Here is a 12,027-nt window from a genome sequence, read left to right as displayed (position 1 = left end):
ACCCCTATCCACCGGTCCCGCGCATCCGTCCCCGGGGCGCACCCACAAGGAACGCCCCGGGGACGGAAAAACCCTCACGAAGCGCCGAGAATTGGTAGGTCCGAATGTTCGTTCCCGATCCGTACCGGGAGCCGGACGGCTCGTGGATGACCGAGCTGATCCGACTCAACCCCTTCGCCCTGCTGGTGTCCAACGGCCCCGCCGACGCCGATCCCTACGCCACCCACCTCCCCGTGATCCGCGACCCGGAGTGGACCGGCGCATGGACCGAGAACCTGGCCGGCGGCCGTCTCATCGGCCATATGAACCGGGAGAACCCGCACTGGACGGCCCTGGAGAACGGCACCCCCGTCCTCATCACCTTCACCGGACCGCACGCCTATGTGTCGCCGACGGTCTACGACATCACGCCGGCCGCCCCCACCTGGGACTTCACCTCCGTCCACGTCCACGGTGTCTTCGAGAAGATCGAGGCCGCCGCCCCCGGTGAGGACTCCCTGGAGGTCTGCAAGGACACCGTCAAGGCCTACGAGCGCGACTTCGGCGCCGCCAAGGCCTGGGACATGTCCCGCTCCATCGACTACTTCGCGACGATCCTGCCCGCGGTGGGCGCCTTCCGCGTCGAGATCACCGGCGCCGAGGGCATGTTCAAGCTCAGCCAGGAACAGGACGAGGAGATCCGCGAGCGCGTCCGCACGGACTTCGCCCTGCGCGACTCCAGCCAGTACCGCGAGACGGCCGAACTCATGGACCGCATGGAGAAGACCGGCACCGTCAAGGGCTGCCCGGTCCACCACTGAGTTCAACTGTCCACCCAGCACCGCCGTTGACGCCCCAAAAAGACGCAACGTACCTTTCCAGCACACCACTTGCGGGAGAATTCATGGAAGCGAACACCGAAGCGTACGAGGTCGTGGGAATAGGTTTCGGACCGGCCAACCTCTCGCTCGCCATCGCACTGGAGGAGCAGCGCGGAAAGGACGAGGAGCAGCTCACCGCGGCCTTCTTCGAGAAGCAGCCCTCACTGGGCTGGCACCGCAACATGCTGCTTCCCGACACCAAGATGCAGATCTCCTTCCTGAAGGATCTGGCGACCTTCCGCAACCCCGCTTCCCAGTGGAGCTTCATCGCCTATCTGCACGCCGCCGGCCGTCTCGCGCAGTTCGTGAACAACCAGAACTTCTTCCCCACCCGGAATGAATTCCACGACTATCTCGAATGGGCCGAGTCCAGTTTCTCGGACCGTGTCACCTACAACACGCAGGTGAACGCGGTCCATCTGCCCGACGGATACACCGGCGGTCCCGTCGACACCGTCCGCGTCGAGGTGAGGGACAACGGCCCGCGCGGCGCCACCCGTCTCGTCGAGGCCCGCAACCTCGTCATCTCCACCGGTCTCGTCCCCAAGATGCCCGCCGGTATCGACCGCGGCGAACGCGTCTGGCACAGCTCCGAGTTCCTCGGCCGGTTCCACACCCTCGACCAGGGCCGGGTCCGCCGGTTCGCCGTCGTCGGCGCCGGTCAGAGCGCCGCCGAGATCACCCGGTTCGTCTACGACACCGTCCCGCACGCCGAGGTCTACGCGATCATGCCGTCGTACGGCTACTCGATCGCCGACGACACCCCCTACGCCAACCGCATCTTCGACGCCGACGCCGTCGACGACTACTACGGCGGCACCGACCGCACCCGCGAGTCGTTCTGGCGCTACCACCGCAACACCAACTACGGCGTCGCCGACGACGAGGTCATCCGCGACCTCTACCAGCGCGCGTACGACGACGAGGTGGCCCGGATCAAGCGCCTCCACCTGCTCAACCTGTCCCGCGTCCAGCGGGTCGACCAGAGGGCCGACGGGGCCCGGCTCACCATGCACTCCGTCCGCGACGACTCGGTGTACGGCCTCGACGTCGACGCGATCGTCTTCGCCACCGGCTACGACTCCATGGACCCGACCGCCCTGCTCGGCGACCTGGCGCCGTACTGCCTGCGCGACGACGAGGGCCGCCTGCGGGTCGAGCGCGACTACCGCCTCGTCACCAGGCCCGAGCTGAACGTCGGCATCTACCTCCAGGGCGGCACCGAGCACACCCACGGCCTCGCCTCCTCGCTGCTGTCCAACATCGCCATCCGCAGCGGCGAGATAGCCGACGCCATCGCCATCGACCTGGCGTCCCGCCGGCACACGACCGTCTGACCCCGCACCCGGCCGTCCCACCACGGCCGATCCACTTTTCACGAGAGGGAGTTGAACCGCGATGAGCACCAACCCGTTCGACGACGCCAACGGCACCTTCCACGTCCTCGTCAACGACGAGGAGCAGCACTCGCTGTGGCCGACCTTCACCCAGGTCCCGGCGGGCTGGCGGGTGGTGTTCGGCGAGGCGGGCCGCCAGGACTGCCTCGACTACATCGAGCGGCACTGGACCGACCTGCGCCCCAAGAGCCTCCGCGAGGCGATGGCCGGCGCATGAGCGCCCGCCGCGAGGGTGTCCTCGCCCGCCCTCGCGCGGCGGTACGCCGCCGGACCCCCCTCCGGCCGGCGTACCGCCGCGGGGAGCGGACCGCCACCCGCCGCCGGTTCCTGATGTGCCAGCCGTACCCGTTCGACGCGGTGGAGGCGGACCGGCCCTGGACCGACCGGTCGTCGGCGCCCCTGACCTCCCGGCGGGCCCTGATGCAGTGGGGCCGCCTCTACAGCCTCTACCTCTCGCTCGGCCACGACGTCCGGCTGATCGGACCGCTGCCCGGACTGCCCGACGCGGTCCGCGCGGCGGCCACCGCGGCGGTCGTGGACGGCCGGGTGCTGGGGGCACGCCGGGGCGGTCCGGCGGGGGAGCCGGCGTACCTGGACTGGTTCCGCACGCACGGCTTCACCGAGGTACGGGGCGCCGTGCACGCCAACGAGGGCGCGCGGGACGTCCTGGCCACCGACCGCTGGATCCTCGCCGGCCGCCAGGTCGGCAGCGCCCCCGAGGCCCACCGCGAGGCCCTCGACTTCTTCCGGCGCCCCCTGATCAGCCTGGAGCTGGCGGACCCCCGCTTCCAGCACCTCGACACCGCGCTGGCCGTCCTGGACGGCGACGAGGTCATGTACCACCCGGCGGCGTTCACCGACGTCAGCCGGGACGTGCTGGCCGGTCTCTTCCCCGACGCGCTCCTGGTCGACGAGCCGGCCGCGCGGTCCCTGGCGCTCAACGCGGTCAGCGACGGCCTCCATGTGGTCCTGCCGGAAACGGCGGAAGCGGTGGCGCCGGCTTTGCGGGAACGGGGGTTCCGCCCGCTGCTGCTGGATCTGTCGGAGCTGGTGAGGGGGGACGGAGGGGTCAAGTCCTGCACGCTGGAGTTGGGACCGGGCGCCTCATAGCTCGGGGGCGCGCGGTTCGTCGGCGGGTGCGGGTGCGTCGTGGTCTGTCGCGCAGTTCCCCGCGCCCCTGAAATGCGACCGGGGCTGCGCCCCGTGCTTTTCAGGATGAAGGGCGGGCCGCAGGCCCGCTCCTTCAGGGGCGCGGGGCGGTGACACATGCGGCTCCGCCGCGTGGGCGCGAACAACCCCCACCCACCCGCAGTCGCCAACGCACCCACCCCCCGACCCCTTCCGCGAACCAGCAACCCACCCCCAAGAAGGGCCGCGCAGGCTAAACCCCGCCGCGCGGCCCTTCCTCATGCCCACGCCGTCCCCACCCCCGAGCAGTTGAACGCGGTAGGAAACATACCGCTGTCCCGGTATGTTTCAAGCCAACGTCAAGCCAACGCCAGCCCGCAGCCCGGAGCCACGGACGGAGACCCCATGTCCCAGGAAGTCCTCAGCCTGACCTCGAAGTTCGTCAGCACCCCCGGCGGCTTCACCAGCCTCCGCGAGCAGGCCCCCCTCGTCCGGGTGACCCTCCCGGACGTCGAGACCCCGGTATGGCTGCTCACCCGCTACGAGGACGCCAAGGCCGCCCTGACGGACCCCCGCTTCGTGCGGGACAACCGCAGACTCCCGGGCCAGGACGGCCCGAGCATCGCCGACCAGATGATCGAGGCGTACGGGCTGCCCGCGGAGTACCGCGACTACCTCGGCATCCTCGTCCTGGCCGACGGCGAGGACCACACCCGGATGCGCACCCTGATCACCCGCGCCTTCACCGCCCGCCGCATCAACGCCCTGCGCCCGAAGATCGAGAAGATCACCCACGACCTCTACGCGGCGATGGCCGCCAAGGGTGAGGCCGACCTCCTGGAGGACCTCAGCCACCCCCTCGCCGGCTTCGGCGTCTGCGAACTCATCGGCGTCGACGCGGCCGACCAGCCGCAGATCTGCGCGTGGATCCGCGACTACATCTCGGGCGACCCGGAGCGGTTCATCCCGGCCCTCAGGGGCATGGTCGAGCACTGCAAGAAGCTCATCGAGGAGCGCACGGCCGCGCTCTCGGACGACCTGATCTCGGAGCTGATCCGGGTGAGCCAGGAGGAGGGCGACTTCGGCGAGACCGAGATCGTCGCGATCTTCCTGCTGCTGATCAACACCGGCATCATGCCGCCCGCCCACTTCATCGCCGACGCGATCCTCGCCCTGCTGGACCACCCCGACCAGCTCGCCCGGCTGCGCGAGGAGCCCGAGCTGCTCGCCGGCCGCGCGGTCCCGGAGCTCCTGCGCTTCACCACGCCCGTCCCGATCGGCGCCCCCATGTACGCCACCGAGGACCTGGAGCTGGCCGGTATGCCGGTCAAGCAGGGCGAGGTGGTCACGGCCGCGCTGCTAGGCGTCAACCACGACCCCCGCGAGTTCCCGGGCGGCGCCGACAAGCTCGACCTCGGCCGTGAACTCGGCCGGGGCGTCGGCCACATGGCCTTCGGCCACGGCCCGCACTTCTGCATCGGCGCCGCCCTCGCCCGCCTCCAGGCCGAGGTGGTCCTGGAGACCCTGTTCGTCCGCAACGACGGCCTCACCCTCGCCGTGGACCGCGAGGCGCTGGAGTACGTGGCGATGCCGGGCGACGGCATCCACCTGGTGTCGCTCCCGGTGCGCCTCTGACCCCGGCGGGTGGCGCCTTCCGCCCATCGCTCCCGGCCTCCTCCCGCGGCCGCCCATGGACTGAACACCTGGACTGAACACCCACCCCTGGCCGATCCTTGACGGACAGACGTGGGGGCCGGGTTCGCATCCCTTGGACATCCCCGTACACGATCCCCGTACCTCCCGTACACCCCCGAACACCCTGATCAACGGCCCGCCCGGAGCGGGCCGTTCGGTCATGTACGGGCTCCTCGGCGGTACGCACCCGGCTCGTCCACCCGATCCGAGAGGAGACGAGCCATGGCCGACGCCGTTCTGCCCGACCCGGTTCTGATCGTGCTGCTGGGCGCGGCGGGCAGCGGGAAGAGCGCGCTCGCCGGAGCCTGGCCGCCGAGCGCGGTGCTGGAGCTGGACGAGTTCCGGGAGCGGATCTGCGACGACCCGGTCGACGAGGACGCCACGGACGAGGCGGTCCATGTCCTCGGCGAGGTACTGGAGGCGCGGCTGGCGCGCCGGCTGACGACGGTCGTCGACGCCGACGGCCCCGACCGCGTGGTGCGGGCGAAACTGCTCGACATCGCCGGCCGGCACCGGGTCCCGGCGGCCGCGCTGATCATGACCACCCCGCTGGAGACCTGTCTGGAGCGCAACGCCCGGCGCCCGCCGGAGCGCCGCGTCCCCGACGACGTCGTACGCCTCCAGTACGCGGAGACGGTCGACGCGACGCCCGGCCTGCCCGCGGAGGGGTTCGGGCATGTCGAGGCGGTGTACGGAGGACCGATGCGGCTGGTGAGCTGAGCCGAGGACGCACGCCGGTCGGCGGGGCGGTGGTGCCGTGTGGCGCCGCCGCCCCGTTCGCCGTGCGCGACCGGGGCCGAGCGCCCGACATTGTTGTCATGAACATGACGGAACGGCTTGTTGGGCTCCTCCGGCCCCGGCTACAACGGCAACCCATGCCAATCCGGGAGGGGTCATGACAGTGCGAGCAGCCGTAGCCGGAGCGAGCGGATATGCGGGAGGTGAGCTTCTCCGCCTGCTGATCGGGCATCCGGAGGTGGAGATCGGCGCCCTGACGGGCAACGCCAACGCCGGGCAGCCGCTGGGCGGACTCCAGCCGCATCTGCCGCCCCTGGCGGACCGGGTGCTGGAACCGACGGCCACCGAGGTGCTGAGGGGCCACGACGTCGTGTTCCTCGCCCTGCCGCACGGCCAGTCGGCGGCCGTCGCCCGGGAGCTGGGCCCGGACGTCCTGGTCGTGGACTGCGGCGCCGACTTCCGGCTGCGCAGCGCCGCCGACTGGGAGCGCTTCTACGGCTCCCCGCACGCCGGCACCTGGCCCTACGGCCTGCCCGAACTGCCGGGCGCGCGCGAGGGGTTGCGCAGCACGAACCGGATCGCGGTGCCGGGCTGCTACCCGACCGCCGTCTCGCTCGCCCTCTTCCCCGCCTACGCCGCCGGTCTCGCCGAACCCGAGGCCGTGGTCGTCGCCGCGTCCGGCACCTCCGGCGCGGGCAAGGCGGCCAGGCCGCACCTCCTCGGCTCCGAGGTCATGGGGTCGATGAGCCCGTACGGCGTGGGTGGTGAACACCGGCACACCCCTGAGATGATGCAGAACCTGAGCGCCGCCGCGGGGGAGCCGGTCTCCGTCTCCTTCACCCCGACCCTGGCGCCCATGCCCCGAGGCATCCTCGCCACCTGCACCGCCAGGGCGAAGCCCGGGATCACCGCCGACGACGTACGGGCCGCGTACGAGAAGGCACTGCACGACGAACCGTTCGTCCGGCTGCTGCCCGAGGGGCGGTGGCCCGCCACCGCCGCCGTGTACGGGTCGAACGCCGCACAGATCCAGGTCGCCCTCGACGCCTCGGCCGGCCGGATCATCGCGATCAGCGCCATCGACAACCTCACCAAGGGCACCGCGGGGGGTGCCGTCCAGAGCATGAACATCGCCCTCGGGCTCCCCGAGGACCTGGGGCTTTCCACGATCGGAGTCGCACCATGAGCGTCACCGCAGCGAAAGGGTTCACGGCGGCGGGCGTCGCCGCCGGAATCAAACAGAACGGCAATCCGGACCTCGCCCTCGTGGTCAACACCGGGCCGCGGTCGGCCGCCGCCGGTGTCTTCACCTCCAACCGCGTCCAGGCCGCCCCCGTCCAGTGGTCCCGCGAGGCCCTGGCCGACGGCCACGTATCAGCGGTCGTCCTCAACTCCGGCGGCGCCAACGCCTGCACGGGCCCCGAGGGCTACCAGGACACGATCACCACCGCCCAGCGGGCCGCGGAGCTGCTCGGCCGCGGCGTCGAGGAGATCGCGGTCGCCTCGACCGGCCTGATCGGCGTACGGCTGCCGATGGACAAGCTGCTCAAGGGCATCGAGACGGCCGCCGGACAGCTGTCCGAGCACAGCGGCGAGAAGGCCGCCATCGCCATCAAGACCACCGACACCGTGCACAAGACATCCGTGTACGAGGGCGACGGCTGGACCGTCGGCGGCATGGCCAAGGGCGCGGGCATGCTCGCCCCCGGCCTCGCCACCATGCTGGCCGTCCTCACCACCGACGCCGATCTGCCAAGTGCCGTGCTGGGGAAGGCACTTCGCGACGCCACCCGTACCACCTTCGACCGCGTCGACTCCGACGGCTGCATGTCCACCAACGACACCGTCCTGCTGCTCGCCTCCGGCGCCGCCGAAGTCGCCCCCGCCGAGGAGGAGTTCGCGGAGGCCGTACGGGCCGTCTGCGCCGACCTCGCCCGGCAGCTCATCGGCGACGCCGAGGGCGCGAGCAAGGACATCCGCATCGAGGTGACGGGCGCGGACAGCGAGGCCGACGCCGTCGAGGTGGGCCGCACCATCGCCCGCAACAACCTCCTCAAGTGCGCCATCCACGGCGAGGACCCCAACTGGGGGCGGGTGCTGTCCGCGATCGGCACCACCTCCGCAGTCTTCGACCCGGACCGGCTGAACGTCGCCATCAACGACGTCTGGGTCTGCAAGGGCGGCTCGGTCGGCGAGGACCGCTCGCTGGTCGACATGAGCGGCCGCGAGGTCCGTATCACCGCCGACCTCGCCGCCGGCACCGAGTCCGCCGTGATCTGGGCCAACGACCTGACCGCCCAGTACGTCCACGAGAACAGCGAGTACTCGTCGTGACCTCATTCATACGAACCGGCAGCGACGCCGGACCCGACAGCCATCTCACCCCCACCGGCATGGCCGCCGACCGCAGACAGAAGGCGCTGCCCAAGGCCCACGCCCTGGTCGAGGCACTGCCCTGGATGGCCCGCCACCGGGGCAAGACCATCGTCATCAAGTTCGGCGGCAACGCCATGGTCGACCAGTCCCTCAAGGCGGCCTTCGCCCAGGACATCCTGTTCCTGCGGCACGCCGGCCTGAACCCCGTGGTCGTGCACGGCGGCGGCCCGCAGATCAGCGCCCAGCTCGAACGCCTCGGCCTGAAGTCCCACTTCACCGGGGGCCTGAGGGTCACCACCGACGAGACCATGGACGTCGTCCGCATGGTCCTCGCCGGCCAGGTCCAGCGCGAACTGGTCGGGCTCCTCAACGAGCACGGACCGCACGCCGTCGGCATGACCGGCGAGGACGCCCGGCTGATGACCGCCGTGAAGTGCTACGCCGACGTCGACGGCAAACCGGTCGACATCGGCCGCGTGGGCGAGGTCGCCACCGTCGACGCCGGAGTCGTCCAGGCGCTGATCGACAACGGCCGCATCCCGGTCATCTCCTCCATCGCCCGCAGCTCCGACGCCAAGGACGCGGCCGAGGGCGGCGTCTTCAACGTCAACGCGGACACCGCGGCCGCCGCCCTGGCCGCCGCGCTCGGCGCCGAGATGCTGCTGATCCTCACCGACGTCGAGGGCCTCTACGCCGACTGGCCGCACAGCGAGGAGGTCATCCCCAGGCTCAGCGCGAGCGAACTGCGCGATCTGCTGCCGGGCCTGGCCAGCGGCATGATCCCCAAGATGGAGGGCTGCCTGCACGCCGTCAGCAACGGGGTGCGCACCGCCCGCGTCATCGACGGCCGGGTCAAGCACTCCATCCTGCTGGAGATCTTCACCAACGAGGGCATCGGCACCATGGTCGTGCCCGACGAGACCGAGTCCACGGCAGCCACGGCCCGAATGGAGGCGGCCGCATGAGCGGCGACACGCGCGGCACCGCCCCCGGCACGTCCGGCGACCTCACCCGCCGCTGGCAGGGCGCCATGATGGACAACTTCGGCACCCCGCGGCTGCCGTTGGTGAGCGGCGAGGGCACCCGTGTCCGGGACGCGGACGGCAACGAGTACCTGGACCTGCTGGCCGGGATCGCGGTCAACTCCCTCGGCCACGCCCACCCGGCGATCCTGCGCGCCCTCACCGGCCAGGCGGCCCGTCTCGGCCACATCTCCAACTTCTTCGTGGCCGAGCCCACGGTCGCCCTCGCCGAACGCCTCCTGGAACTCTCCGGCCGCGCCGGCCGCGTGTACTTCTCCAACTCCGGTGCCGAGGCCAACGAGGCCGCCTTCAAGATGGGCCGGCTGACGGGCCGCCCCCACATGGTCGCCGCCGCAGGGGGCTTCCACGGCCGCACCATGGGCGCCCTCTCCCTCACCGGCCAGCCGGCCAAGCGGACCCCGTTCACCCCGCTCCCCGGCCCGGTGGACCACGTCCCGTACGGCGATGTCGACGCCCTGCGCGCGACGGTCACCCGGGAGACCGCCGTGCTGATCCTGGAGCCGATCCAGGGCGAGAACGGCGTGGTCGTACCGCCCCCCGGCTATCTGGCGGCGGCCCGCGAGATCACCGGGGCCACCGGCACCCTCCTCGTCCTCGACGAGGTGCAGACCGGCATCGGCCGCACCGGCCACTGGTTCGCCGCCCAGGCCGAGGGAGTGGAGGCGGACGTGGTCACCCTGGCCAAGGGCCTCGGCGGCGGACTCCCGATCGGCGCGACCCTCGCCTTCGGCCCCGCGGCCGACCTCCTCGCCCCCGGCACCCACGGCTCCACGTTCAGCGGCAACCCGATCGTCTGCGCGGCGGCACTGGCGGTCCTGGAGACGATCGAGAACGAGGGCCTGCTGGCCCACGTCAAACGGGTCGGCGAACGCCTCCGCACGGGCATCGAGGCACTGTCCCACCCCCTGGTCGCCGAAGTCCGGGGCGCGGGCCTGCTGCTGGGCATCGCCCTGCGGGAGCCGAGGGCCGCGCGCTTCCAGCAGGAGGCCCAGCAGGCGGGCTTCCTCCTGAACGCGGCGACCCCGGACGTGATCCGCTTGGCCCCTCCGCTGATCCTGTCGGAGGAGGACGCGGACCGCTTCGTGCACCGGCTCCCGTCCATCCTGGAGGCGACGGCGGCCGAGCGCTCCTGAGGCGCACGTCCGCACAGCGGCGGGGCCCCACGGACATCGATCCGCGGGGCCCCGCCGTCATCACGCGTTCATCGCCTCAGTGAACCCCCACCACCTCAGGCTTCTTCTCCTCACCGGCGGGCGCCGTCGCCTCGCCCCTGCCCGCCCCCTTCATCAGGAACAGAGCCAGCACCGCCGCTCCCGCGACACCCGCGGCCCCCACGGTGAAGCTGCTGGACACCGCGTCGGTGAACGCCTCGTGCACGGTGGAGACGAGCCCCGCGTCCTTGGTCTGCGCGGCCACGGCGAGCCCCTCGCCGATGGTCTCCCGCGCGGCGGCCGGCGCGGACTCCGGCATCTCGGAGGTGTACGTGCTGGAGAGCACCGCACCGAGCACGGCCACACCGAACGCCGCCCCCGCCTGCTGGATGGTGTCGTTGAGGGCGGAGCCCACCCCCGCGTGCTCCTGCGGAACGGCCCCCATGAGCGCCGCGATCGCCGCCGGCATCGCCAGACCCGCACCGGCGCCCATCAGCACCATCGCCACCGACAGCGTCCCGAAACCGTCCCCGGGGGACAGCGTCGACAGCGTGCCGAACCCGCCGGCGATGACCAGCAGACCGGAGACGGCGAGCGCCCGGTTGCCGATCTTCTTGGCGAGCGCGGCGCCGACCCCGTTGAAGACGAGGGAGGCGACGGCCGCGGGCATGAAGGCGAGCCCGGTCTTCGTGGGGGAGTAGCCCATCACGAACTGGAGGTACTGCGTGAGCACCAGCATCAGACCGCCGTTGGCGAACGTCAGCAGGACCAGCGAGAAGCTCGACCCGGTGAACACCCGGTTCCGGAACAGCGCCACGGGCATCATCGGCTCCGGGATCCGCGTCTCCCAGACCCCGAAGGAGACCAGCGCCACCACGGCCACCACGGCCGCCGTCAGCGTGGCGGGGTGGGTGATGCCGTCCTTCGGCCACTCGTTGATCGCCCAGACCAGCGCCGTCATACCGATGACGGACAGCACCGTGCCGACCGGGTCCGGCTTGCGCCACGGCCCCTTGGACTCCGGCATCAGCACCAGCGCCGAGACGATGGCGAGCGCCGCGATCGGGATGTTGATGAGGAAGACCGCGCCCCACCAGAAGTGGGCGATGAGCACACCGCCGAACACGGGGCCGCCGACGAGCCCGATCATGGCCACCGCGCTCCACGCGCCGATCGCCTTGGGCCGCTCGTCCTCGTCGAAGACGGTGATGAGGATGGAGAGCGTGCTCGGCATCAGCAGAGCGCCGCCGATGCCCATCAGCACCCGGGCGAAGATCAGCATCTCCGCGCTGCCGGCCCAGGTGGCCAGTACGGAGGCGGCCCCGAACACCGTCAGGCCGATGATCATGACCTTACGGCGGCCGTACCGGTCGGACAGGCTTCCCGCGGTCAGCAGCAGACCGGCGAAGACCAGCATGTACGACTCCAGGATCCACTGGATGTCCTGGGCGCTCGCCTTGAGGTCCTCGGCGATCGGCGGCACCGCCACCGTCAGCACCATGTTGTCGATGACCAGCACCAGCGTGCTGAGGCACAACACGATCAGGATCAGCCAGCGGCGTGGATGACGCTCCGTGACGTCGACTTCCATGACGAAACCTTTCGAACAGAGATGTGGGGCTGCTCCGGACCTCAATAA

General features: G+C 71.1%; 11 protein-coding genes. 10 read left to right on the top strand and 1 reads right to left on the bottom strand.

Annotated elements, in window-relative coordinates; genetic code table 11:
- Window positions 1-104: 104 nt before the first annotated feature.
- The 10 genes from AC067N_RS09095 to AC067N_RS09050 all read left to right on the top strand — a co-directional run bounded on the left by AC067N_RS09095 (window position 105) and on the right by AC067N_RS09050 (window position 10,370).
- The gene (locus AC067N_RS09095; protein WP_478678215.1) at window positions 105-800 is read left to right on the top strand and encodes an FMN-binding negative transcriptional regulator; all 696 of its coding nucleotides are present in this window, start codon (window positions 105-107) and stop codon (window positions 798-800) included.
- 83 nt (window positions 801-883) lie between these two features.
- Complete coding sequence (locus tag AC067N_RS09090) at window positions 884-2,197, top strand: lysine N(6)-hydroxylase/L-ornithine N(5)-oxygenase family protein (protein ID WP_478678214.1); 1,314 nt, start codon at window positions 884-886, stop codon at window positions 2,195-2,197.
- A 61-nt stretch (window positions 2,198-2,258) separates the two neighbouring features.
- Complete coding sequence (locus AC067N_RS09085; protein WP_478678213.1) at window positions 2,259-2,474, top strand: MbtH family protein; 216 nt, start codon at window positions 2,259-2,261, stop codon at window positions 2,472-2,474.
- Window positions 2,471-3,367 (top strand): dimethylarginine dimethylaminohydrolase family protein, encoded by an 897-nt coding sequence (locus AC067N_RS09080; protein WP_478678212.1) that lies wholly within the window; start codon window positions 2,471-2,473, stop codon window positions 3,365-3,367. Before AC067N_RS09085 ends, AC067N_RS09080 begins: the two co-directional genes overlap by 4 nt.
- Before the next feature lie 423 nt (window positions 3,368-3,790).
- A complete protein-coding gene (locus AC067N_RS09075) occupies window positions 3,791-5,020 on the top strand; it encodes a cytochrome P450 (protein ID WP_478678211.1) in 1,230 nt (409 codons plus the stop codon).
- A gap of 282 nt (window positions 5,021-5,302) precedes the next feature.
- Window positions 5,303-5,800, top strand: a complete 498-nt coding sequence (locus AC067N_RS09070; protein ID WP_478678210.1) for an AAA family ATPase — start codon at window positions 5,303-5,305, stop codon at window positions 5,798-5,800.
- A gap of 175 nt (window positions 5,801-5,975) precedes the next feature.
- Complete coding sequence (gene argC, locus AC067N_RS09065; RefSeq protein ID WP_478678209.1) at window positions 5,976-7,004, top strand: N-acetyl-gamma-glutamyl-phosphate reductase; 1,029 nt, start codon at window positions 5,976-5,978, stop codon at window positions 7,002-7,004.
- The gene (gene argJ / locus AC067N_RS09060; RefSeq protein ID WP_478678208.1) at window positions 7,001-8,152 is read left to right on the top strand and encodes a bifunctional glutamate N-acetyltransferase/amino-acid acetyltransferase ArgJ; all 1,152 of its coding nucleotides are present in this window, start codon (window positions 7,001-7,003) and stop codon (window positions 8,150-8,152) included. The genes argC and argJ overlap by 4 nt, the downstream gene beginning before the upstream one ends.
- Before the next feature lie 59 nt (window positions 8,153-8,211).
- On the top strand, window positions 8,212-9,159 hold the full coding sequence (gene argB / locus AC067N_RS09055) for an acetylglutamate kinase (RefSeq protein ID WP_478678311.1): 948 nt from the start codon (window positions 8,212-8,214) through the stop codon (window positions 9,157-9,159).
- The gene (locus AC067N_RS09050; protein ID WP_478678207.1) at window positions 9,156-10,370 is read left to right on the top strand and encodes an acetylornithine transaminase; all 1,215 of its coding nucleotides are present in this window, start codon (window positions 9,156-9,158) and stop codon (window positions 10,368-10,370) included. Before argB ends, AC067N_RS09050 begins: the two co-directional genes overlap by 4 nt.
- 76 nt (window positions 10,371-10,446) lie before the next feature.
- On the opposite strand, the gene AC067N_RS09045 is transcribed toward AC067N_RS09050, so the two are convergent.
- On the bottom strand, window positions 10,447-11,979 hold the full coding sequence (locus tag AC067N_RS09045; RefSeq protein ID WP_478678206.1) for an MFS transporter: 1,533 nt from the start codon (window positions 11,977-11,979) through the stop codon (window positions 10,447-10,449).
- Window positions 11,980-12,027 lie beyond the last annotated feature (48 nt).

The sequence above is a fragment of the Streptomyces sp. NPDC042364 genome (assembly GCF_056437585.1).
Note: the sequence above shows the minus strand (reverse complement) of the source record. Positions and strands in the feature narration are given on the sequence as shown.

What these genes read in the sequence shown, in the direction of transcription:
- AC067N_RS09050 (WP_478678207.1), top strand. Translation starts at nt 9,156, where the DNA reads ATGAGCGGCGACACGCGCGGCACCGCCCCCGGCACGTCCGGCGACCTC.
- argC (WP_478678209.1), top strand. Translation starts at nt 5,976, where the DNA reads ATGACAGTGCGAGCAGCCGTAGCCGGAGCGAGCGGATATGCGGGAGGT.
- argB (WP_478678311.1), top strand. Translation starts at nt 8,212, where the DNA reads ATGGCCGCCGACCGCAGACAGAAGGCGCTGCCCAAGGCCCACGCCCTG.
- AC067N_RS09045 (WP_478678206.1), bottom strand. Translation starts at nt 11,979, where the DNA reads ATGGAAGTCGACGTCACGGAGCGTCATCCACGCCGCTGGCTGATCCTG.
- AC067N_RS09085 (WP_478678213.1), top strand. Translation starts at nt 2,259, where the DNA reads ATGAGCACCAACCCGTTCGACGACGCCAACGGCACCTTCCACGTCCTC.
- argJ (WP_478678208.1), top strand. Translation starts at nt 7,001, where the DNA reads ATGAGCGTCACCGCAGCGAAAGGGTTCACGGCGGCGGGCGTCGCCGCC.
- AC067N_RS09075 (WP_478678211.1), top strand. Translation starts at nt 3,791, where the DNA reads ATGTCCCAGGAAGTCCTCAGCCTGACCTCGAAGTTCGTCAGCACCCCC.
- AC067N_RS09090 (WP_478678214.1), top strand. Translation starts at nt 884, where the DNA reads ATGGAAGCGAACACCGAAGCGTACGAGGTCGTGGGAATAGGTTTCGGA.
- AC067N_RS09070 (WP_478678210.1), top strand. Translation starts at nt 5,303, where the DNA reads ATGGCCGACGCCGTTCTGCCCGACCCGGTTCTGATCGTGCTGCTGGGC.
- AC067N_RS09095 (WP_478678215.1), top strand. Translation starts at nt 105, where the DNA reads ATGTTCGTTCCCGATCCGTACCGGGAGCCGGACGGCTCGTGGATGACC.
- AC067N_RS09080 (WP_478678212.1), top strand. Translation starts at nt 2,471, where the DNA reads ATGAGCGCCCGCCGCGAGGGTGTCCTCGCCCGCCCTCGCGCGGCGGTA.